Below are 23,076 nucleotides of genomic sequence, written 5' to 3' on the forward strand. Positions count from 1 at the left end.
CACGAGAGTTACAGTCAGCAGTACTGAGCCCACATAAGCGGCTCCAGCACTATGTTTTAATTACTTTTTAATGCTGGGAATCTTATTGGGATCCAAGCCCTTCGAGGCCATGTAGTCACTGAATACCTTCTGGACGAAACCTTCGTTATTCAGCTTTTGGAATTCGGCGTTTATGTAATGAACCCATACATGATCACCTTCTTTGCGTACGCCAGCGCTGGTCGGCATTTCGACTACTGGTTCAGGGATTACCAGATTACCGGTACGGATGTGTGATTGAGCAATCGCCAATGCGGGATGGTAGAAAGCAAACACATCAATTCGGTTCGCCATGAATGCTGCTACGGTTTCATCGGTATTGGAGAATCGCTCAATGTTCGCGTTAGGCAGGCGCTTAGTTAAATCCCGGTCGGTTGTGGTGCCTAATACAACACCAATACGTACCCCGGGCTTATTGAGATCTTCCCATTTGCCTGCTTTCACACCCGTGCGGGCAAGGACGCCTTGCTTGTACCAGAGCAGCGGCTGCTGAGGGAAATCCAGCGCTTTCTTGCGCTCTTCAGTGGCGTCTAGCACCAACATGATATCGATCTGATTTGCCTGAAGCGCCGCGGCGGCATTTCCGTATGTAGTCTCGACAGGCATTAGCTTCACACCAAGGTCTTTCGCTATTCTCTCGCCGATTTTGTACCCTACGCCTGTCCAGTTACCGCTGATCGGATCTTTGTAGTACCAGGGATCACCTGAAGCCATGCCAATCCTCAGTACGTTGGCGCTTTTGACGTTTTCCAACGTATTATCAGCCGCTGAGGCAATGAGCGGCATGGCGGCTACGCAACACATGAGAAACACTCGCGCAGATTTTTGAAAAACGTTACCAATATGATTCATCGTGTTCCCATCCTAGATAAGCGATTAATTAGTTGTTGATGTAGCTCTCGTAAAGCTCACTCAGCTTGGCCGTCATCGGGCCAGGTTTACCTGCACCAATCCCTTTCCCATCGACCATTATCACAGGTGTAATTCCTCCAAGAGTGCCGGTCAGAAAAGCCTCATCGGCAGTATAAATTTCAGCGAGGGTGTAATCGCCGACGAATAGCTTGATGCCATTTTCTTCAGCGAGGCGCTTAATGGTCTTATGAGTGATTCCGTTGAAATTGTATTTACCTGTGGATGTCCACAGCTCATCACCGCGCACGATAAAGAAATTGGTAGAGTTACAGCTGGCAACGAAACCATGTGGGTCAAGCATCAGTGCTTCATCAGCACCCGCATTGATAGCTTGAATTAATGCTTGAATGAGATTCAGACGGCTATGCGAATTCAGTCGTAAATCGAATACATCAGGTGCACTGCATCGGAATGTTGACGTGTAGAGTTTGATACCCGTCTTCTTCGATTTATCGATGACTTTGTATTCTGCGACAATGACAATGGTCGCCTGACCTAACGCGAAACGAGGGTCTTGATTTGGCGTGTGTTTTTTGCCACGGCTGATCATTAAGCGAACGTGAGCGCCATCAGTCATGTTGTTGACTTCTAACGTCTTCAAAATAAGACCTTTGAGTTCTTCCTTTGTGACGCCAATATCTAACTCGATGGATTTGGCGCCGTCGAAGATACGGTTGATATGCAAATCAAACGATACGATTTTTCCCTTAACCAGCCTCACACCTTCCCAGACGCCATCACCCAGTACAAAACCGCTATCGAAAACTGAAACTGTCGCTTGGTTTTTAGGAACAAACTCACCGTTGATATAAACCAAGACATCATTATTGCGTGGGTCCGGCAAGTACGCCTGGGAACTGGTAGTGGAACGAGTGGTGCTCATATTGGATCCTTGAATCTGACTCAGAAATGGAAAGCGGTGAAGCGCTTGATAAATTCTTGGGTTTTCTCTTTCTGGGGGGACTTCAAAACCTCTTGAGGAGTGCCTGCCTCATGAAATTCTCCATCAGCGAAAAAGATAACCCTGTTAGCAAAATGATAGGCAAAACCCAGTTCATGCGTTACCAGGAGCATTGTCCGTCCCTCATCCGCCAACCCATTAATGACGTTCAGCACTTCACCCACCAATTCAGGATCAAGGGACGAAGTAGGTTCATCAAAGAGTAAAATCTCAGGTTCCATTGCCAAAGCCCGTGCAATTGCAACCCGTTGCTGCTGCCCACCTGAAAGCCGGGTCGGATATGCATCGTTTTTTGAATTCAAGCCCACATTGCCAAGCTCACGGAGCGCGATTTCACGTGCCTCGGCTTTGCTTTTTTTCTTCACCTGTATCAGTCCTTCCATGACATTTTCTAACACCGTCATATGGGGAAACAGGTTGAATTGTTGGAACACCATCCCGACTTTTTTGCGTACCTCGCAGAGATCGCGCTCAGGATAGGACATGAATACTTCGCCATCGCTGCCGCGTCCGGTCTCCTTTCCAATAACCTTTCCATCAAGCTTGATCATGCCAGTAGTGGGCGTTTCCATGAAGTTCAGACAGCGCAGCATGGTGCTTTTACCTGATCCACTCCCTCCGATGATGGCAATCCTATCGCCTTTTTTAACGTCGAGATCTACGCCTTTTAAGACATGAAAATCGCCAAATTTTTTGTGCAGACAAGAAATGCTCATCAATGTTTCAGACATGATCTTTACCTGTTTAATTCGCTTGCTAAGGTTGGTTCACGCTATCTGTATAGGTTTCCAGAGAAGAAACTACTTTTTCTAACCCTCTCTGGACGTGTTCGGAAATCTCGGAACGCATCAGCTCAAAATCATCACCGCAAGCCAACGCTACATACTCTTCATGAGCATCCAGTTTGGCTCCGGCGCGCCCGTGACTCTCTTGATGCATAGACCAATAGAGCTGAAGCTGTCCGGACAAACCGCGCCATACGTTAAGAAGCAGAGCATTGCCGCAACGTTCAAAGACTGCTCCGTGCAGGCTCAACTCAGCTTTTATCGCTTTGGCTTTATCGCCCGAGAGAATGCAGGTTTTCAACGCGTCGTTACGCCGCAACAAGTCATCACAAAACATTTGTGTGCGCTTATGCCAAATGGTTTCGAATGCAAACGTTTCCAGCACTCTCCGCATACCGTACAAATCCCGTAAGCTTTGTTCGCTAAGGGTTTGTACGTAATAGCCACCAAAAGGCTCATTGATAATCAACCCTTCTTCTACCAATGCCGAGATAGCTTCACGCAGAGGTGCCCGGCTGATACCGAAATCTTTTGCAATTTGCGATTCGACAAGCTTGACCCCAGGTTTTAGAAAGCCGCTCAGAATTGCTTCGCGCAAACGCTCGCCGACTTCGCTTCGCTTGGTGGGACGTTGTGCAATTGGAGAAATCATACTCATAGCTTGAATCCTTTTATCGTCGACTGTCGCCTGTCGACAATTTAATCAAAGCACTTCTCGTGCCATTTTTACCTAGACTTGATATTCGCAAGCTCATGTTCAGCCTTGATAGCGGATAATATTCTGGAAAATATGATTTTTTTAAATAAAGTTATTGAACTTGAATCGCGTTTAACGTTTCTTCTTCGCGCAAGAAAACCCCTCTACCCAAATCATTTGCACTACTTTGACGCTCCATGCGCCTGTTTAAAGCAGCATTATTCCTCATCTGTTTCGATAGGTAGTGACGCTGGTGGCATCACCATTTGGTTCAAGGGAGCCGCGTATTGAATGTCACCATCTGAACCTGGGACAGCATCTGGCAAGGCTAAAAAGGAAGTGTCGGTCTTTATCAACGTCCGTGGAAATGCATGACAACGTATAGATATCATCGGAATATAGGTTAATATATAACGCTCAATGTTGGCATGACGGTTGTGTATTCTGACATGACTGTTGCGACTGTTCGAAAGATTGGACGGATCAACCCGATCTTTTCTGGAACCTATCATGAAAAAAATATTTTTTGTCTTTCTTCTGTGCTGGATGAGCACACTACATGCCGAACCTTTTTTGTTGGCAGCGGGAGCGGGTTACAAGCGACCGGTAACCGACTTGACCCGGGCTTATGAAGCATCTACGGGGAATCGGATCGACGTGTTCTTCGGAAATATGGCCCAGGTTTCTGCCCAGATAAAGCAGAGCGGTAAGGTCGCCATGATTCTGGCCGATCAGGACTTTCTGCAGAAATTCCGGGGTATCGACATAGCGAAAACGATTGCGCTGGGTGATGGAAAGTTGGTGCTGGCTTATGCCAAAGGTAAAACCCTGAAGCAGGCTCAGGAGCTGAGTGATCCGGCCTGGCGTCGAATCGCAATGCCAGAGCCTGCTAATGCTACTTACGGCAAGGCCGCTCAGGCGTTTTTGGTCAAGAGTGGGCTTGAACGTCAGATTCGAGACAAATTAATGAAGGTCTCGACAGTGCCTCAGGTTTCGGCTTATCTGATTAGCGGAGATGTTGATGCTGGTTTTATCAACCTCACCGATGCGCTGGGTATTCGTGAACAAATTGGTGGTTATATTGAGATTGACCCAGCAAGTTATAGTCGGATCCACATTACAGCTGCAATCCTAAACGGTTGGGAGGGTAACGCAGGAGTGCATGCTTTTGCGACCTACCTGCAATCACCCTCTGCGCACGCGATTTTGGCCATGCATGGTTTGCAATGAGTTTTCTGCAAACGTTTTGGGATACCTTGTTGCTGCCTGACGTACAATTTTCACTCGGTCTGACCTTGCGGGTTTTGGCGATAACGCTGGTTTTGCATCTGTTTGCCGGGCTGGGATTGGGTTATTTGCTCAGCCGTCGATCCTGGCCCGGACAGGGATTGCTTGATGTGGTGGTGACTTTGCCGTTGGTCTTTCCGCCGATTGCCACGGGGTTCGCACTGCTTTTGCTGCTTGGGCGACATGGTTGGGTTGGACAATGGCTGGAGAGTATGGGGCAAAACGTCGTTTTTGCTCTGCCGGGAGTGGTGATCGCCTCATTTCTGGCTGGGCTGCCGCTGGTGGTCAAGCCGGTCGAGGTGGCCATGCGGGAATTGAGTACCCGGCATGGAGAAGTGGCGAGGACGCTGGGCAAGGGCGAGATTGAAATCTTTCTACTGGTGCTGCTACCCAATTTGCGAATACCCCTTGCCACCGGGCTGATTCTTGGCCTGGGACGCGCTTTGGGTGAGGTCGGTGTCACGCTTATGCTGGGTGGCAATATCGTCGGCAAAACCAATACGTTGTCGCTCGAAATCTACAACGCCGTCTTCAGTGGGGACTTTAGCCGTGCCAGCGTACTGTCGAGTTTGTTGGGTGTGGTGTCTTTACTGGTTTTTATGGTACTTCGGAAACTGTCTTTCAGTAGGAGTCTGTGATGCTGCCGGACGGCGGTTCTTTTGACATTCCGGTAATTTCGGTTCGCGTGTGTGTTATTCGACCCGGCTTTACACTTGATGTTGACTTGCAGTTACCTGGGCATGGAATTACCGCATTTTTTGGGCCTTCAGGTTCGGGCAAGACGACACTTTTGCGTTGTCTGGCAGGGCTGGAACGGGCCAGTGTGGCCGAGATTACGGTCAATGATGTGTGTTGGCAGGATGAGTTTCACTTTATGCCGACGAGTGAGCGGGCGCTGGGTTATGTTTTCCAGGAAGCGAGTCTCTTGCCGCATTGGTCGGTGCGCGGCAATCTGGCTTTCGCCCAGTCACGGGCGTTTTCCTCTGATACACGCCGACAGGCACTAGAAGAAATGGCTGAGCGTTTTGGCATTGAACATCTATTGGAACGGGATCCGTCTACACTCTCCGGCGGGGAGCGTCAGCGCGTCGCTATTGCTCGTGCTCTGCTTGCTCAGCCTCGGGTGTTGCTGATGGATGAACCACTGGCTGCGCTGGATCAGCAGCGCAAGAACGAAATTCTGCCTTATCTCGAGCGATTGCATCGGGAACTCAGTATCCCCGTGATCTATGTTAGCCATTCACCCGACGAAGTACTGCGACTCGCCGATCACCTGGTATTGCTCAATGAAGGTCGTGTACAGGCAAGTGGAGCATTACAGGCGACATTGGCGAATCTGGCGTGGTCGAGTCGGCCGGATATGCCAGTGCAAACCGTGATAGAAGGGCGTATCGTGGCGCACGAGTCCGCAGACGGATTGAGTCGTATCGGTTTTGCTGGTGGCGAGTTGTGGGTGATGCAGCGGGATCTGCCGATTGGGCAGACGGTGCGTTGTGGTATCAATGCGAATGATGTGAGCCTGTGCTGTGAACTCCCGGGTGCAAGCAGTATTCTGAATCGCTTGAAAGTACAGGTCGTCGACATAACGGAGAGTCACCATCCCGCTCAAATGCTTGTTCGGCTCAAGGTTGGCGAGACGCCCTTGCTGGCGAATATCACCCAGCGGTCATGTCGTTTGCTGGCATTATGTCCCGGGCAGTTTGTCTGGGCGCAGATCAAAATAGTGGCAGTGTTGGATTGACAATAACGTGGTGCCCGCAGGCGATAACCAATAGCACTGATGTGGATAAGCTGAAGAGTTCATTAAAGAACGCACGCGGAAGAGGGGCGTTTAAAAACCTGTTTGTGTATGCCGTAGGCGGGAAGAAAGACGGGCTGCAAATTCTGCCGTTCAGTGAGATCACTGCGAAAGATGAGTTTACCGGCGTCAAGAATGCGACGCGGGATGACATGCTGGCCGCACACCGTGTGCCGCCTCAACTTATGGGGATTATGCCGAACAATACCGGCGGGTTTGGCGATGTGGAGAAAGCCGCGAAGGTATTTGCCATCAACGAACTGACATCCATCATGGAAAGCCTCAAAGAGTTAAACGATTGGCTAGGGATCGAGGTGTTGCGGTTTACACCGTATGCGCTGGCAACCTCGCGATAGTCTGTTAAAAACTTTCACGTCATCACCACAGCACAAACCGGGCGCACTGTATGACGCCCGGATTTTTATCACTTCAACATACCCCACGTAAAACCATCTGAATGAGCCGGTGACAGGCGCAACCAAAAGAAATATTGGTTGCCTGAGAAAGCGACAGCATCACCACGGCCCCGTCTGGCCGTAAAAAAACATCATTCAACATACCCCTACCAACCCCCTCAGCGCGCGAGGTCTCCCCCCGCCACGCCCGCACATGAAAAGGGCGTGTTTTTGTGCAGTTTTGCAGAATGAGTAAACCCGCGCCGGGACTGGCGCGGAAGGGACGAAATAACATCAGAATTTTTGTGCACTGGCGTGCGGGAATTTTGCAGTGATTTTCACAGGGAAAATAAATCCCGCCGGAGCGGGAGATCGTTACGCGTGTTTCATCCGTTCATTAAGCGCTTCGACAATAAACGCATTCACTGAAACTTGGTGTTCAGCAGCAGCAATGGTCAGCCGTTCCCCGAATGACTCAGGATAACGGAGGGTAAAGGTTTTTACTTTTTCCTCACGCTCGTAAGGCTCTATGCTGTTTTCCTGACAATCTTCCAGATATTCACGTAGTGAGATTTCCCCCTCACTTCTCAGCCCATCAATGCTATCGGCAACAAAATCACAATAGCCTGATAGACCAATAAACTTACCGCGAAACATCCCAATCTCAGGCACGTAACTAATAATAGCCGGTTGCCCGGCAACAACCATCGTATTTGGTGTATTGAGTACTTTAGTCATGGTTTTACCCCTATGCTTTCCAGCCATTCACGCAGGCTGACCACTGCGCCTTTATCAGTATCCGGTGACGGATGAGGACGATGGAACCGGGCAATACTCCCGTTCAGTAAAAATCGCACCCTCGATCCACTACCTTCTTTAATCTCACCGCCTAACGCAGTGATAAGTGACTCAACATTCGACCATTTAACGCCAGAGAGTGCCGGTGTTTTGAAAATTTGGTTCAGCGTTTCCCGCTGTTTCTTTCTAAGATGGGCTATTTTTTCCTGCATTGCCTGTTCCATGAAGTCACCTTTTGAAGTCATTATAATAATTAGATGGGTGAAGTCAATTTATGAAGTCAAAAAATGTTATCTGTTTTGTTTAACTTAGTCATAACCGCCAGCCGTTCTGCTGGCATCATAGCCTGGTACTTCGCCGCCCGGAGTTCCGCTTGATACGCAGCCGATCGATATAGTCTTTACCAGCAAATGACGAATATGGAAAATGGTGTGTTTTTGTACAGTGTTACAAAGAGGGAGAGACCCGCGCCGGGACTGGCGCGGGAGAGAATAAATATCGTAGATTTTTTGTGTATTGGTGTACGGGATTTTGCAGTTAACTTTTATGATAAAGTTTTATGCACTATATGAATGCTTTTAGTTTTTTATTTTATGATACATAGGATTGATAAACAGATGATTACAATACTATTTGGGGCTGGAGCAAGTTACGGTTCCGAAGAAAAAGCTGGAATACCTACACTTCCCCCTTTAGGGAAAGATCTATTTGGTTTCTTAGATGATCGCTATGGTTGCTTCTCAACAATTAATGACAATATAAAAAAAGTATTTGTCGAAGATGGTTTTGAAGCAGGCATGGCAAACGTGTCAAATGATTCCCTTATCCTATATCCAATACAAAGAGCAATGGCTTGTTTTTTATCAGATTTTGATGTGACAACTGAAAACGCTTATTTTCGTTTATTTAGACAAATAAAACTACTTATTCCTAACATTACATTGGCAACATTAAATTACGATCTTCTAATTGAACGTGCACTTGAAAGAAACAATATATTCTATGATTATAATGATAATAGAAATGGTAGAGGTTGTGGGCTCATAAAATTACATGGGTCATCAAATTTTATTCCTAAAATTCCAAATGGTAATAAAATAGTTATAGGGCACGCATCAGGGTTAAATACTGTTATGGACGGATTGGAGACTCATTCATTAGCCACTTATCAAGAAATATTTGACTGGTGTCATAACCCGGATAATAGTTCTCTCGCTCCTATACTTTCTGTTTATAACCATGAAAAGCAAAATCTTTTTAATGACAGTATTATTAAAATGTTCCAGAGTAAATACAAAGAACGCATTCTAGAATCCAATCTGATAATTGTTATAGGTGTTGAATATTTATCCCATGATAAACACGTATGGGAACCAATAGAACAATCGAATGCTCAGATTGTATGCGTAAATCCGTACCCTAGATCGTTAACTGAGTGGAAGAAATGTAGAAAAGACCGGAGAGTTAAAATTATAGAGAAAGGGTTTTATAATGTAGTCAATCAGTTGGGTTGTTTAATAAGGTGTTTTCTTAAAAAATCCATTAATCATAGCCTTAACTGAATTAATCGAGATGCAATCTATCAGTTCGATAACTGGTTTTTCTTCCGCGCCGGAGCGCGATACAAGCATCCGTCAGCCCGGACAATGTAGGGCTGATCGCCAAAGGTGATCGCGTGACCGGCTATCAGTCGCTGAACTTCACTTCGGCTGATATCCCAGCCCATTGACCGGGAGAAATCATTAATTTTTTCTGCCAACTCGCTCATTTCTGCGTTCACTGCAGGTATGGCGCGGCCTGACGTTTTGCTTTTACTGGACGTTTTTTTCCATTCGGTTTTCGGGCATCTTTAGGTATGTGCGTGCGCCGGCAAGGTTTGGGCTTATACAATCCTGTATTTATTAGTTGAATAAGATTAATAATTCTGTCCACGCTCATTTCATCCATCGTAGTGCTATTTATTCCTCTCGTCATGGCTCCCTGATTAGAATAAATATTAGCATAGGCCTGTGCCCAAAGATCTTTATTACTGCACACGATTTTATGCAGTTTCTTGATCTTATAACTTTGTATACTGGATTTGTTTATACTACTTAGAGCATTGAGTGTTCTCTGTGATAGCACTGACTATCGAACCTCGCTTCTATTAGTATAGATACAGCTGACTCCTTTCCCCCTTACGAATATAATTTCATTGATAATTACTTATCAATTTATATATATTTTTCAGATTGGTTAGCTAATTGTGACTCTATTACAGAGCTACATTGGGTACTACGGAGTCTCCGTTACCATAGTGGTTAATTACTTAACCAACTTAGGTAATCTCATATTTCTTTGTAGTCAAGGTGCATCCCACTTAAGTTTCACTTACGTTCAATTACCACTCTCACCGAACAGGTGCCAATATTGTTGGATATAGTAATCTTCTAAAAATAATTACTATAAATATTGGTATGACTCCTGAATAACCGTGAGCCATAGATATCCCGAAACCCACTATGAACTATGATTCAACCAATCAGGCATAGCCATATGGGATTTGCAATGGCTGGCGCAAAGTAGGTTATTTCCCCGCAACCAGCCTTTTCCTGACATGCTACACTCCCCTCCCTCTTTCGAGGTTCAAACCCATTGCTGGGTAAGGATAAGTCAGGTTTGCAATAGGCACTCCAACAGCCTATGGTTAACTCAATAACTGGAGTTAACCAATTGGTTTACAAAGAAAAGTGGCGCACCTAAAACGGAATATCGTCGTCAAAATCCATCGGCGGTTCGTTGCTGCTGGGTGCTGGCGTGTTTTGCGGGCGTGGTGCCGCTGCCTGTGCGCCACCGCTGAACTGGTTGGCGGCAGGTGGTTGCTGTGGTTGTCCCCAGCCACCTTGTTGTGGATTCCCGCCACCTGCTGGCGCCGCACCACCTGGCGCTGCCGCACCGCCGCCTGCACGGCCACCGATCATCTGCATGGTGCCGCCAACGTTGACCACCACTTCGGTGGTGTAACGATCCTGCCCACTTTGATCTGTCCATTTGCGAGTCTGAAGCTGGCCTTCAATATAAACCTGAGACCCTTTGCGGAGATATTCACCCGCGACTTCTGCCAGTTTGCCAAACAGTACTACGCGGTGCCATTCTGTCTTTTCTTTCTGCTCGCCGGTCTGCTTGTCGCGCCAGGCTTCGGAAGTGGCCAGGGTAATATTGGCTACCGCGCCACCATTCGGCATGTAACGGACTTCGGGGTCTTGTCCCAGATGCCCGAGAAGTATCACTTTATTAACGCCTCTGCTGGCCATGTTGGTGTCTCCTGATATATCGACTTTTAAAGTGTAAACGATAGATTCTAGCACGCCACTATAGTAGATAGTACCCGCGAGCTGTTATCCGAAAATTTTCCATTTATTGCACTTGTTGCAGTCTAATACTGGATATTCATTCAGCTTTTTTTGTGCCATAATCAGCCGTTTCATATTGGCTTGCTTTCGTCCAGAGAAGATGGAAACAGCGTTTATCGCGGGAAGAGTGTGAATGGATAATATCGAAGTTCGTGGTGCCCGTACCCATAATCTCAAGAATATCAACCTGATAATTCCACGCGATAAACTGATCGTCGTGACCGGTCTTTCCGGTTCAGGCAAGTCATCGCTGGCTTTTGATACCTTGTACGCCGAAGGCCAGCGCCGCTACGTGGAGTCGCTTTCAGCTTATGCCCGCCAGTTTTTATCCTTGATGGAAAAACCGGACGTTGATCATATCGAAGGGCTGTCACCCGCGATTTCTATTGAACAGAAATCCACTTCACATAACCCGCGTTCCACCGTCGGGACGATTACCGAAATTCATGACTATCTGCGTCTACTGTTTGCCCGTGTGGGCGAGCCGCGTTGCCCTGAACATGATATTCCGCTGGATGCCCAGACCGTCAGCCAGATGGTGGATAACGTGCTGGCACAGCCGGAAGGCAAACGTCTGATGCTGTTAGCGCCCATTGTGAAAGATCGTAAAGGGGAACATACCAAAACCCTGGAAAATCTGGCGACACAAGGCTATATCCGTGCCCGTATTGATGGCGAGGTCTGTGACCTTTCTGACCCGCCGAAGCTGGAACTTCAGAAAAAGCACACCATTGAAATAGTGGTGGACCGTTTCAAAGTACGTGATGACCTGGCCCAGCGGCTGGCTGAATCGTTTGAAACCGCACTGGATCTGTCCGGCGGCACCGCTATTGTTGCGGATATGGACGACGACGCTCAATCTGAATTGCTGTTCTCCGCCAATTTTGCCTGTCCGGTCTGTGGTTACAGTATGAATGAACTGGAACCACGTATGTTCTCCTTCAATAATCCCGCCGGAGCCTGCCCGAGTTGTGATGGCTTGGGGGTACAACAGTTCTTCGATCCGGCACGCGTAATACAGAATGCGGAACTGTCGTTGGCGGGAGGGGCGATACGCGGCTGGGACCGGCGTAATTTTTACTATTTCCAGATGCTTCGCTCGCTGGCGGAGCATTATAAATTTGATGTCGATGCACCGTTTGAGAATCTCGGCGCAGAGGTTCAGAACGTCATTCTGTACGGCTCCGGCAAGCAGTCCATTGAATTTAAATATATCAATGACCGTGGTGATACTTCCGTGCGTCGTCATCCGTTTGAGGGTGTGCTGCATAACATGGAGCGTCGCTATAAGGAAACGGAATCCACAGCGGTACGTGAGGAACTGGCAAAATTTATCAGCAGCCGTCCTTGCACCAGCTGCCACGGTACCCGCCTGCGTGAAGAGGCGCGTCATGTCTTTGTAGAACAGACCACGTTGCCACAAATTTCTGACATGAGCATCGGTCATGCAATGACCTTCTTTCGGAACATGAAACTGAGTGGTCAGCGGGCACAAATCGCCGAAAAAATACTCAAAGAAATTGGTGACCGACTTAAATTCCTGGTGAATGTCGGGTTGAACTATCTGTCACTGTCCCGTTCGGCAGAAACCCTATCGGGGGGAGAAGCCCAGCGTATCCGTCTTGCCAGCCAGATTGGTGCCGGGTTGGTGGGCGTGATGTACGTGCTGGACGAACCGTCTATCGGTCTGCATCAGCGCGACAATGAGCGTCTGCTGGATACCTTGATTCATCTGCGTAATCTGGGCAATACCGTTATTGTGGTCGAGCATGATGAAGAGGCGATCCGTGCAGCTGATCATGTCATTGATATTGGCCCCGGTGCTGGTGTTCACGGCGGACAAGTGATCGCGGAAGGTACGGTCGAGCAGATCATGGCGGTGCCGGAATCACTTACCGGTCAGTTCCTCAGTGGTGCGCGGAAAATCGATGTGCCGGAAACGCGTGTCCCGGCCGATCCCACCAAAGTGCTGAAGCTGATAGGTGCCAAAGGTAATAACCTGAAAGAGGTAACTCTGACGTTACCGGTCGGGTTGTTCACCTGTATTACCGGGGTTTCCGGTTCAGGCAAGTCTACATTGATCAACGATACCCTGTTCCCGATCGCGCAGCGACAACTGAATGGTGCGACGCTGGGTGAACCGGCGCCGTATCGTGAAATTCACGGGTTGGAATATTTCGACAAGGTGATTGATATTGACCAAAGCCCGATTGGTCGTACTCCGCGTTCCAACCCGGCAACCTATACCGGTATTTTTACGCCGATTCGTGAACTGTTTGCTGGCGTGCCGGAATCCCGCAGCCGGGGATATAACCCTGGTCGTTTCAGTTTTAACGTGCGAGGCGGGCGTTGCGAGGCTTGTCAGGGTGATGGTGTTATCAAAGTGGAAATGCATTTCCTGCCCGATATTTATGTGCCGTGTGATCAGTGTAAAGGCAAGCGCTATAACCGCGAGACGTTGGAGATTAAATACAAGGGCAAAAGTATTCACGAAGTGCTGGATATGACGATTGAAGAAGCCCGTGAATTCTTTGATGCCATTCCGGCACTGGCTCGCAAGCTGCAAACGCTGATGGATGTCGGGCTGTCCTATATCCGTTTGGGGCAGTCGGCCACCACGCTTTCGGGGGGTGAGGCACAACGTGTCAAACTGGCGCGTGAACTGTCGAAGCGTGGCACCGGGCAAACACTGTATATTCTGGATGAGCCTACCACTGGCCTGCATTTTGCCGATATCCAGCAATTGCTGGCGGTACTGCACCAGTTACGAGACCAGGGCAATACCATCGTAGTGATCGAGCATAATCTTGACGTGATCAAAACAGCCGACTGGATTGTCGATCTCGGTCCGGAAGGTGGCAGTGGCGGCGGTGAGATTCTGGTAGCGGGCACGCCGGAAACGGTGGCGCAGTGTGAGAAATCGTATACTGCACGTTTTCTGAAGCCGATGCTGGAACGTCCGTAAATTGATTGTCGGCAGGGGTGTGATATGTGGATACAACACGAAATTCGTCTCACGCTAAAAGCCAGAGGGTTTCATCTGATTACCGATGAAGTGTTAGCGCAAGTCGGTGAAATCAGGCAAATCAATATCGGCCTGATGCATGTGTTTATCAAGCATACCTCTGCATCATTAACCCTCAATGAAAATGCCGACCCTACCGTGCGAGCGGATTTCGAACGTTTTTTCAATCATCTGGTGCCGGAAGATGCGCCCTATTATCGTCACACCTATGAGGGTAGTGATGACATGCCCGCACATCTTAAGGGTAGCCTGCTGGGTAACAGTCTGAGTCTTCCCATCCGCAATGGACAATTAAATATTGGTACCTGGCAAGGGATTTACCTGTGTGAACATCGTAATCACGGCGGTAATCGTACGCTGGTGGTGACGTTGCAGGGTGAGTAACCAGGCATTGACGTGAAAAACGATAGTGGTCGTTAAAAAATTACCCAATAAATTTCAGTATGTATCAATGCGAGATGCTGTGCGGTGGCAAGATCAAGAATATGCTGGTGAGACATCATCAGAAATATACCGAACGACGACTCTATTCCTGCCGTCTTTTTTTGCTTGATACAGGGCGGTGTCCGCGGTTTTAATGGCAACATCGAATGTGGATTTGTCAGGATTGAACGTCGTAACGCCAACAGAGATAGTAATATGCTGACATCCTGGAAATTGATGATTTTCCACATTGCTTCGTAGCCGCTCGGCAATTAGCGCTGCAATGTGAATGTTTGTTCCTGGCAGCAACATTAAAAATTCCTCGCCGCCGGTACGACACATAAGGTCTACCTTCCTCGCGCTGGAGCGAATGAGTCGGGCTAACAGCCGGATAACTTCATCACCGGTACTATGCCCGAAAGTATCATTCACATGCTTGAAATGATCGATATCAATAACGATAGCGGAGACGGTTTTATTTTCTAATAAAATCATATCAATACTATCATGCAGCCCACGACGGTTTAATAAACCGGTCAATGGATCGGTGTGTGCTTCGGAGCTGAGGCGTCCGATACGTTTATGTAGCAAAACCGTTCCTAGCAGAATAACGCGCTTCAATTGTTCGACTTCGAAATACCAGGAGGGGACGGATTTGATTTTGTCGATAACACCAGGCTCATCCATTTTGCTGGCGGACATGGCAAGATGACGCAACGGGCGGACAATATAGAATGCAAGAATAGTAAGAATCAATAATGTGAGAATGACGACGGGTGACCCCACTTTTAATATATTGAACATCACGTCATTAAGTGGAGCAATGACTGACTGAGATGATTGTAAAGTGATAATGGTCCAACCGGAGCTTTTTACTCTGGCGAATCCTGCAAGCGCGGGTGGCTTCCCTTGAATGCTCGGCATAAGAAATGTGCCTTCATCATGCCAGAAAATAGTGTTTCTGACCTGCTCGTCAGTAATCGTTTTTCCAATGTACTGTTTGTTGTGGTTATAGATAATAACTCCATTTTTATCAACTACATAAATGTTATGCATGTCATTCGAAAATTGGGTGTTCATAAACTCGTTGAGAATTCTACGATTGTTAAGATAGATGGTCCCACCGATATATCCAACCTGATTACCCTCCTTATCTTTAATTGGCACCGATATAAAAATGATATAGTTACCTGCCGTGGAGGTATATGGTTGGCTGATAAAGAATTTTTTTTCTTTAAGGGCAAGTTGACTTGTATTTGATGTAAGTGTTACTCCCACCAGATTTAATTCTTTCGGGGATGCCGCTATGACGGAATTTCTATTGTTAACAACCACGACCGAATTGAAATTATGACTCAGTTGACGGATGCGCTCGACTTCAGATTGTAAATTTTTTTCATCTTTATAATTTTTCTCGATTAATTGTGCGCTGTAGGTCAATTGCTCTCTAGAGGTAGAGAAAAAACTTTCAACTGTTGCCGATAACTTGGATGAGTAATTCAAGTTGAAATTAAATATTTGATCTGAAAGTAATTTTTTCTGTACTTTATAAATTGAAAAATAACTATTCAATAATGTGATGACTATGCTGGCTATAGAGATAGCTAATATCAGCCACAACAAGTTTATCTGAAAAATCTTTCTTATTCTCATTTATCGTCAACCGACTTATTATAAATAATAGATGTACAGCCAATGATAACGGCATATCTGATTAGCGTGCTAAGTATTGCTGTGACTAAATAAATAAAGTATTAGTCAATGTTTTACTTAGTGTCAATATAAGTGACGATAAATTTGTATAAATTGCGAGGGATTAACACGTAGGTTTAAGAGTCCTGTTCATTCTATTTGGGTATTGCTGATAATTGTTAAATCGTAGGCGGTATTTTATTGTCAATTATTATTGTGTGACAAGCGTTAGATGCGTATTGAATTGGGTTGTATGCTGAATTGGATTGTGAACAATACGCCATTTTAAAAATGGATAGTTCATATCGATATCTGCCTGAATTATAACCAGAAGCATTGATCTGTTTTTCCCTTATAAAATCAGATGGCTGTTATGGGATATACGCAATGAATTTCTATTCACCGACTATGCCTGAAGATGGGTTATCAGAGGCAGAGAATAAGAAGTCGTATACAGATACGGGTGTGTTAAACAGGGACACATTTTGTTGAGGTATGATGCCAGGTGTAATGACATTCCTGGCAAATAGGCCTCATATGGTTGCCATAAATTTTTATAACACAGTGTCTTGTGATTCTTGATCCTTCTGCCGATCGATCCGCTATTTTTAATAGTTAAATCCTATTGTTTCGTATTTTTTAAATGATTATAACGATCAAAAGATAAAGCTACCCTACATCTTGCCGATAGAGGGAATAGGCAACGGAATGGATGTTGACTGTAGACGTGTGGCGAGGGCATTTCTATAAGAAATAGTGATTATCTATTCAGTGTTATTTTTATATATTTTGTGGCGTTATTTTTTATAAGTCACGGACTGTGAAAAAGAAATAATTTTTTATGCTGAAAATAGCGGCAAGAATTATTTCGGGATAATGCTGTGTTGGTAAAGTCACCAATGAGCTACCTTTGAGTTTTTATTGGTACTGTCCGTGAATGGTGTCCCCTCCAATGTTAAAGCCAAAAGTTCCACTGTGGTTGTCTTAACAAGATTTTCTTAACGAATTTATTTCCATGGAATTAATATAGGAGTGGGTTATGCATTTATCTAACTGGCGAATAGGTTATCGTTTAAGTGCCGGGTTCACTTTTTTGGTGATGATGCTTTTTATCGTAAGTATGATTTCTATTAAAAAATTATCTGACTTTCATGACAGTGCGCTTGACATTGTTACCGTGTTATATCCTCAGACAGTGGATTCTAATGAACTTATTAGTGATGTGAATTCGGGAGTCCAGGTTTTCCAGCAGCTAATGTTACTCTCCGAACAGGAAAAAATAAAAAGCACTGTCGATTCTATTGCGGATATCTCCAAAAATATAAGTCAACTGATGGATAAGCTCGAAAACAGTGCCAATAATTCTCATGACACTCAATCGCTTCAGATGCTTAAGAATATCCGGCGTATTCGTGCCGATTTTTTAACCTCAGGACAAACGATCAGCAGTCAAATATTGGCGGGTAATCGGGAGGCGGCGCTCAATGAGTTCAATTCACATCTTTATCCTGTGCAATCAGAATATCGTAAGGCGGTGCATCAGCTAGTGGACCATCAGGATGACATGATGAGTGCGACAGTTGATGTGATGGCCAAAATCTATAGTGAGACCCGATGGGTTTTATTGGGTATTTTTGCCATTTGTGCCGCGTTAGGTGCCTGGATAGCCTGGTCGATGACGCATAGCGTAACACGACCGATACATCAGGCATTAGAGGTGGCGGATAAAGTGTCACAGGGCGATCTGACATCAACGATCGTAGCCGTTCACAAAGATGAAACCGGTATGTTGCTCCAGTCGTTGGATCACATGAATGCCAGTTTGCGCCAGATTGTCGGTCAAGTACGTGATGGCGCGGAAACCATTTCGACAGCAGCCTCACAGATAGCAGCGGGAAATCAGGACCTTTCTGCCCGGACAGAGGAACAGGCAAGCTCGTTGGAGCAAACCGCGTCGTCAATGGAAGAGTTGACATCGACGATTAAAAATACGGCGGACAACACGCATCAGGCGACCGAAATCTCAAATAAAGCATCGAGCGCAGCGCAGCGCAGTAGTGAAGTAATGCATTCTGTCACGCAGAAGATGCGCGGCATTCGGGACTCTTCGCAACGGATGGCTGAAATCATCGGTGTTATTGATGGCATTGCATTTCAAACTAATATTCTGGCGCTAAATGCGGCGGTGGAAGCGGCCCGTGCTGGCGAGCAGGGGCGCGGGTTTGCCGTGGTTGCCGGAGAGGTTCGATCTTTGGCGCAGCGCAGTGCTACCGCGGCGAAAGAGATCAAGGAGTTGATTGATGACTCTGTTGACAATATTCAAGATGGCATGCAATTGGTGGATACTGCCGAGGAAACAATGAATGGGCTGGCGGCTCATGTGCAGGATGTAAACCATATTATCAGTGAAATATCGCAAGCCAGCCGGGAGCAGAGCGATGGCATTAACCAAATCAACATCGCTGTGGGGCAAATTGATACGACGACCCAACAGAATGCGGCATTGGTTGAAGAGTCGGCCTCTGCGGCGTTGTCTCTGCAATCACAGGCGGCAATGCTGGCAGAAGCTGTGAGTGCTTTTAAACTGCACATCAGCCAGGCGGAATCTGAACGGTTTCAGTATGCCTCTCAGCAGAGTCCTATGTTAACTCCGGCGTTGCCTGCTGGCAGAATATCTACGATGAGCAAAGGGAAGGACACTGCCGCTTCATCTGCTGGCGAATGGACATCATTCTAACTCCGCTATATAAAGCTGCTTTCGCTGAAGAAAGCGGCTTCATACCTACAGGTAGTGAGCCGTAAACACTTTTGGCATAAACCAATCAGATTCTCCCCGCGCTGAGAAACCCCAGAACTACGGTCGGCAAGCGAATGTTGGACTTCATCTGATAGAGGCTGAATGCTAAAAATATGGGGGAAAGATTGGGGAAAATACCAAAGCGATACTTTTGCAGGTTGTTAGTACGAAGGTAATGGCCAACGGTATTTAAAACCAAAGGGTTATCGTTGGCCGTTAAAAAGGGTCAGAACCAGGGAATGGTGGCTTCCATGCTCAGGCCATAGGCGGAGAATTTCCCAACAGAGGGGGAATCCTTTATCGGCCCATGCTCCACGAACAACCGGAACATCTGTCCACTAGACAGGCTTTTCAGTTGTATAAACGGCAACGCACTCCGTTTTTCTACTGCATCAGGAATCCGTGCCGCTGCTTCCGCCTCACTTAGCCAGCCTTTGCTGACTGAACGCCGGCGTAACCGCTCGGCGCTGCTCTTGACTTGAACCCGGCGTACGGTTCGGAACCTGACCTCGTCCGGTACCGCCCGAAGTGCGGTAATCTGGGTGTAATCCCGTAACCCTTTCAGCCAGCCGGTCTGTTCCAGTGCGGATAACGCAGGCGCAGTGCCGTGTAACCGCAGGCGCTCCCCCAATGTTTTCCCCATATCAGGAAAGCTAACGCCCACAGTGCCATCCGCTAATTGCGCCAATGCGCGGTGCAGTTTGGCAAACACAGCACTTAATAGCTGTGAGGCGTTGAATTCAGGGTCGGGTAATACACGAATATCGATGTAGTGATCCATGTCGCTACCTTATTCACCTTTTTCGCCGAACACGCCGCCACGAATCAGTGTGGCGATCACATAGTGTTGCTGTTCTGGAGCTGGTACATCATTTTTGATCACCCAATTATCCAGCAGCGTATAAAAGTCCATTTTCTCTTTGGGTTGGCGATAAGCTTTGCCACGGCTGGTGACCGAGCCATAGGGCTCGACGGCAATTGGGCCGGCTTCATCCGCCGCCGGGTGCCAGTCGTCTATGGTACGCAGTGCATTGCCGATTTTTTGCGAGTGGATTGCCGCGATTCCATTCACCTGATAGAGAATTTTGCTTTTGCCATTACGGGCCTTCTCATCCAGTATCAGCTCCTGAGAAGGGAAGACTTCCTGTCCGTTGCCCAGTTGCACAAAGGCTTCCACGGTAAATAACGCAGAGGATTCGCCTGTCAGTCCTTGTTCAATGGCTTTCGCCAGCGCGGTCAGCTCAGCAGACGGTTGGCTGAATTGACGCAGAGAGTAATCCTCACCGTTGAACTCCCAACGTTGCTGGCCTTGCGTGACCACCACGCGAATGGCTTCGGCCCCGATACGGTTACGCCATAGAAAGCGGCCATTCGCGATATTCTCTGCATAACGTGTCGCCAGTACAGCAAAACCATGCTCATCCACATAACCGGTAATGATATGTGCCAGCGCGACCTGATAGTCCTGATCGTTACAGACGGAAGGCTGTGCCAGATTACCGAGTACCCGCAGGGTAAACACTACTTTCAAGGTGCCGGCATCAAAGGGAAGGGCCGCCACATCTACTTTTTGCAGGTTTGCTTTTTGAATTTCAGTATCCAGTTTGGCCGGATCACTGGCTAGGGCATTTTTCAGACGGTTAGAAATGGTTCCCCGTACGGATTTTTCCTGAATGACGATGGGTATCCAATTACCCTGTTGTGTCCCGTTGCCTGCATACATCAGGGCATCCGAGTTAGCCAGTTTGCGTTCGAATGCCAGTACTGATGCGGTTTTCAATGCAGTTGCTTTTGCCATGGTTCAATCCTTAATCGTCAATGTCGTATTCAAGTTCTTCTGATTCGGTAACATTGCCTGCCGGTTGGTGGCAGTGATAGTTCCCGTCCTGATAGTCATATTCCCAGAGGATGTGCCGGATATCCTGAATGCGGTGTGCGCCTTGCCATTCCCCTATGCCGTATATCGCCTCGGCAAAACAGAAGGGGGTGTGTTGATCACGGGTTTTATCCACTTCACCGGGTGAATAGATCGGAGAAATTGCGCGATAACCGATCATCAGTGGCACCAAGAAACCCCCTTCGCCGGGTTTGGGGACATGCTGCCATTGCATGGCATGATTTTCTTCAGACGATGGTATAGCGCGCATTTTCAAGGCGGCGAAATCGAGCCAGGCGTCCAGCATTTCCGCTTGCGGGTTGGTCTCTTGCTGTGTTTGGAAATGGTGATGCAGTAGCGCGGTACGATCGCACAATACAAAACCCGGCAACAAGCGACGCATTACCACTCGTGTTTCTGCTGCCGTTTCTGGTAATGGCTGTATGGTGACCCGATCCATATCGACGATCGTGCCGCCGGCCAGTCGTTGACACCGCGCTAATTGGGTCAGATGCTCACGTAACGCCGCAATGTCTGCTAGTAGCTGCCCTTCACAAACCACCAACAGTGAAACCGTCATATGCATCCGGCCTTCTTCGTTAAAGGCGGCGGTATTGGCTTCTTTAGTCAACGGGTTGCGGGTCAGCGCGAAACTGCGCTCCCAACTGGAACCGTAGGCGTGTAGCTGATGTTGATGGCTCACCACACCGCAGCCTTCCAGCGTCAGCCCGTGGCTGGCCTGCAACTGGCGTGACAGCGCATGGGTAAACCCGAGAAAATGGGTGATAGCAGGGAAGCCATAAGTCAGCCCGGCAATGGCGTTGGCGTTTTCTACGCGGATACGACGAAATACAATCAGCGTACTCATGCCAGCTCCTCTTTCAATGCGCTTTCCATTTCCCGCATACGACGCTTGAACAGTACGGCAGTTGACCACTCGCGGCGTTCGGCCTCACCGAAAATCAGCTTTTCATGCTGAAGGCGACGGTTTAGCCAGCGGCCAAAGTCATACGCGACGTCTTTCTGCCAGTCTCCGGCTTCTCGTTCACGGCGGAAAACCGCATCCTCATTGCTACGATGTGGATCGAGCCATAATTGCTGAATGCGTGACAGTTTGGAGTCGGCACTCCAGCCAGATCGTAGGTTCTGGATGCTGGCTACGTAGCAAAAGAGTTGATCAATCAACTGATCGAGATAACGCAGGCGCAGGCGGCGGATCTCCCGGTTGTTTTCCACCTCTTTGACGCTGAGCAGAAACTGCCGCATCAGCGGTATGATTGCCCGGGTGTGATAATCCACCTCGCCACGTTCACGGAAAATAGATTGATGCTGCTGCGGTGGTTTTTCTTCTCCCTGCCACTGTGGTGGCGCACAACTGAGCAGATAGGAACGACCACTACGAGTGCTGTTGAGTGCGGAAATATTTTGGGGTTTGGTGCCTCCCATATTCTGCACCGCCAGATTGGGATAACTGATTGATAGCTGGTCATGCCATCGGTTTTCTTTCTGTGCCAGTCGGATGGCTTTTGCCTCATCGCCAAAGCGCACGGCAATAATGCGTTGATACAACGCCTGTGCCAGCGAAGAGGCATAGAGTGGACTTAGCAGGTGATATTCACCCTTTCCGATGGGGAAATAGATCTGTTTTGCCAGCTTGTGTGAACTAGGCTGACGAACGGTGAAGACTTGCTGAAACCCCGCCAACCATTGCGCCAGTTGCTCCGGGCTCTCCGCCAGCGCTGTCAGCGCACTGTAGTCATGGCGCTGCAACGCCGCTACTAGCGAATCCCCTTCATATTCTGTTTGCAGCAGCTTCGCCACATCCAGGGCGGCGGCGTTGCCTACTGCATCAATGGCCGGTTGCGTCAATGTAGCGGTAGAGAGGCTTGTGGCGTTTTTGACCGCTTCGGGGCTGAACACGCTAGTGCCTTTGGCATCACTGTGGGTGAATTTCAGCGCATGTGTGACCAGGCTGATTTGCCCGGCTCGGCTGGCAGCATCTGTCAGCCAGGTTCGCACTTCATGACGTTGCTCAATCACCTGACGTGCCTGGGCCAACTCCAATCCGGCCACTGCCAGAGCCTCACCGCTCAGTGGCGATCGCTTCTTCTCCGCCTCTTTATCGAAAGCATCCAGCTTGGCCTGCCGTCGCTTTTCGATGTAAGAGAGTATGAAATGCGTCAATGTGTTTTCTTTCAT

21 protein-coding genes and 2 pseudogenes are annotated in these 23,076 nt (G+C 47.8%); 9 read left to right on the top strand and 14 right to left on the bottom strand.

Annotated elements, in window-relative coordinates; all coding sequences use genetic code 11:
• Positions 1-60: 60 nt before the first annotated feature.
• The 4 genes from CWC46_RS06460 to CWC46_RS06475 are packed head-to-tail and all read right to left on the bottom strand — an operon-like array spanning position 61 to position 3,355.
• Positions 61-891: a transporter substrate-binding domain-containing protein gene (locus CWC46_RS06460; protein WP_021017071.1), complete on the bottom strand. Its 831-nt coding sequence runs from the start codon at positions 889-891 to the stop codon at positions 61-63.
• 28 nt (positions 892-919) lie between these two features.
• Entirely contained in the window at positions 920-1,834 is a 915-nt protein-coding gene (locus CWC46_RS06465; protein ID WP_021017070.1) for an aminotransferase class IV, read from the bottom strand.
• A gap of 20 nt (positions 1,835-1,854) precedes the next feature.
• On the bottom strand, positions 1,855-2,643 hold the full coding sequence (locus CWC46_RS06470; RefSeq protein WP_021017069.1) for an amino acid ABC transporter ATP-binding protein: 789 nt from the start codon (positions 2,641-2,643) through the stop codon (positions 1,855-1,857).
• A 25-nt stretch (positions 2,644-2,668) separates the two neighbouring features.
• Positions 2,669-3,355 (bottom strand): GntR family transcriptional regulator, encoded by a 687-nt coding sequence (locus CWC46_RS06475; protein ID WP_021017068.1) that lies wholly within the window; start codon positions 3,353-3,355, stop codon positions 2,669-2,671.
• 292 nt (positions 3,356-3,647) lie between these two features.
• Here CWC46_RS06475 and CWC46_RS06480 point away from each other — a divergent pair, with 292 nt between their 5' ends.
• From CWC46_RS06480 to CWC46_RS06500, 5 genes and pseudogenes are all read left to right on the top strand, one after another.
• A complete protein-coding gene (locus CWC46_RS06480) occupies positions 3,648-3,779 on the top strand; it encodes an IS1 family transposase (protein ID WP_157831359.1) in 132 nt (43 codons plus the stop codon).
• 125 nt (positions 3,780-3,904) lie between these two features.
• On the top strand, positions 3,905-4,624 hold the full coding sequence (gene modA / locus CWC46_RS06485) for a molybdate ABC transporter substrate-binding protein (protein WP_021017067.1): 720 nt from the start codon (positions 3,905-3,907) through the stop codon (positions 4,622-4,624).
• Positions 4,621-5,319: a molybdate ABC transporter permease subunit gene (locus tag CWC46_RS06490; RefSeq protein WP_021017066.1), complete on the top strand. Its 699-nt coding sequence runs from the start codon at positions 4,621-4,623 to the stop codon at positions 5,317-5,319. Before modA ends, CWC46_RS06490 begins: the two co-directional genes overlap by 4 nt.
• Positions 5,319-6,422, top strand: a complete 1,104-nt coding sequence (gene modC / locus CWC46_RS06495) for a molybdenum ABC transporter ATP-binding protein (RefSeq protein ID WP_021017065.1) — start codon at positions 5,319-5,321, stop codon at positions 6,420-6,422. Before CWC46_RS06490 ends, modC begins: the two co-directional genes overlap by 1 nt.
• A gap of 29 nt (positions 6,423-6,451) precedes the next feature.
• Positions 6,452-6,835, top strand: a pseudogene (locus CWC46_RS06500) (phage portal protein); the annotation flags it as partial.
• A gap of 414 nt (positions 6,836-7,249) precedes the next feature.
• Here CWC46_RS06500 and CWC46_RS06505 read toward each other — a convergent pair.
• Positions 7,250-7,612, bottom strand: coding sequence for a type II toxin-antitoxin system HicB family antitoxin (locus CWC46_RS06505; protein ID WP_021017063.1), 363 nt, complete (start codon positions 7,610-7,612; stop codon positions 7,250-7,252).
• Positions 7,609-7,884, bottom strand: a complete 276-nt coding sequence (locus tag CWC46_RS06510) for a type II toxin-antitoxin system HicA family toxin (protein WP_084297667.1) — start codon at positions 7,882-7,884, stop codon at positions 7,609-7,611. Before CWC46_RS06510 ends, CWC46_RS06505 begins: the two co-directional genes overlap by 4 nt.
• 405 nt (positions 7,885-8,289) lie before the next feature.
• On the opposite strand from CWC46_RS06510, the gene CWC46_RS06515 reads away from it, so the two are divergent.
• Complete coding sequence (locus CWC46_RS06515; RefSeq protein ID WP_021017061.1) at positions 8,290-9,234, top strand: SIR2 family protein; 945 nt, start codon at positions 8,290-8,292, stop codon at positions 9,232-9,234.
• Positions 9,235-9,254: 20 nt separating this feature from the next.
• Here the strand turns inward: CWC46_RS06515 and CWC46_RS06520 are convergent, their stop codons facing one another.
• From CWC46_RS06520 to CWC46_RS06530, 3 genes and pseudogenes are all read right to left on the bottom strand, one after another.
• On the bottom strand, positions 9,255-9,440 hold the full coding sequence (locus CWC46_RS06520; RefSeq protein ID WP_037382366.1) for a hypothetical protein: 186 nt from the start codon (positions 9,438-9,440) through the stop codon (positions 9,255-9,257).
• A 44-nt stretch (positions 9,441-9,484) separates the two neighbouring features.
• Positions 9,485-9,796 (bottom strand): annotated as a pseudogene (locus tag CWC46_RS23515) (reverse transcriptase domain-containing protein); the annotation flags it as partial.
• Between the two features lie 614 nt (positions 9,797-10,410).
• Positions 10,411-10,965: a single-stranded DNA-binding protein gene (locus tag CWC46_RS06530; protein WP_021017059.1), complete on the bottom strand. Its 555-nt coding sequence runs from the start codon at positions 10,963-10,965 to the stop codon at positions 10,411-10,413.
• 232 nt (positions 10,966-11,197) lie between these two features.
• Between CWC46_RS06530 and uvrA the strand changes: the two genes are divergently transcribed.
• Positions 11,198-14,029 carry an excinuclease ABC subunit UvrA gene (gene uvrA / locus CWC46_RS06540; RefSeq protein WP_021017058.1) on the top strand — a complete coding sequence of 944 codons (2,832 nt, stop codon included), beginning with the start codon at positions 11,198-11,200 and terminating at the stop codon, positions 14,027-14,029.
• Between the two features lie 24 nt (positions 14,030-14,053).
• Positions 14,054-14,473: a secondary thiamine-phosphate synthase enzyme YjbQ gene (locus CWC46_RS06545; protein ID WP_021017057.1), complete on the top strand. Its 420-nt coding sequence runs from the start codon at positions 14,054-14,056 to the stop codon at positions 14,471-14,473.
• A gap of 93 nt (positions 14,474-14,566) precedes the next feature.
• Here the strand turns inward: CWC46_RS06545 and CWC46_RS06550 are convergent, their stop codons facing one another.
• Entirely contained in the window at positions 14,567-16,165 is a 1,599-nt protein-coding gene (locus tag CWC46_RS06550; RefSeq protein WP_021017056.1) for a sensor domain-containing diguanylate cyclase, read from the bottom strand.
• A gap of 1,078 nt (positions 16,166-17,243) precedes the next feature.
• Between CWC46_RS06550 and CWC46_RS06555 the strand changes: the two genes are divergently transcribed.
• A complete protein-coding gene (locus CWC46_RS06555; RefSeq protein ID WP_021017055.1) occupies positions 17,244-18,941 on the top strand; it encodes a methyl-accepting chemotaxis protein in 1,698 nt (565 codons plus the stop codon).
• Positions 18,942-19,227: 286 nt separating this feature from the next.
• Here the strand turns inward: CWC46_RS06555 and cas6f are convergent, their stop codons facing one another.
• From cas6f to csy1, 4 genes are read right to left on the bottom strand one after another with little or no spacing between them, the layout of a single operon-like run.
• Positions 19,228-19,782 (bottom strand): type I-F CRISPR-associated endoribonuclease Cas6/Csy4, encoded by a 555-nt coding sequence (gene cas6f / locus CWC46_RS06560; protein ID WP_021017054.1) that lies wholly within the window; start codon positions 19,780-19,782, stop codon positions 19,228-19,230.
• A 9-nt stretch (positions 19,783-19,791) separates the two neighbouring features.
• Positions 19,792-20,799 (bottom strand): type I-F CRISPR-associated protein Csy3, encoded by a 1,008-nt coding sequence (csy3, locus tag CWC46_RS06565; RefSeq protein WP_021017053.1) that lies wholly within the window; start codon positions 20,797-20,799, stop codon positions 19,792-19,794.
• A gap of 10 nt (positions 20,800-20,809) precedes the next feature.
• Entirely contained in the window at positions 20,810-21,745 is a 936-nt protein-coding gene (csy2, locus tag CWC46_RS06570; protein ID WP_021017052.1) for a type I-F CRISPR-associated protein Csy2, read from the bottom strand.
• On the bottom strand, positions 21,742-23,076 hold the full coding sequence (gene csy1 / locus CWC46_RS06575) for a type I-F CRISPR-associated protein Csy1 (RefSeq protein WP_021017051.1): 1,335 nt from the start codon (positions 23,074-23,076) through the stop codon (positions 21,742-21,744). Before csy1 ends, csy2 begins: the two co-directional genes overlap by 4 nt.

This window comes from Prodigiosinella confusarubida (assembly GCF_002847015.1).
GTDB lineage: Bacteria > Pseudomonadota > Gammaproteobacteria > Enterobacterales > Enterobacteriaceae > Prodigiosinella > Prodigiosinella aquatilis.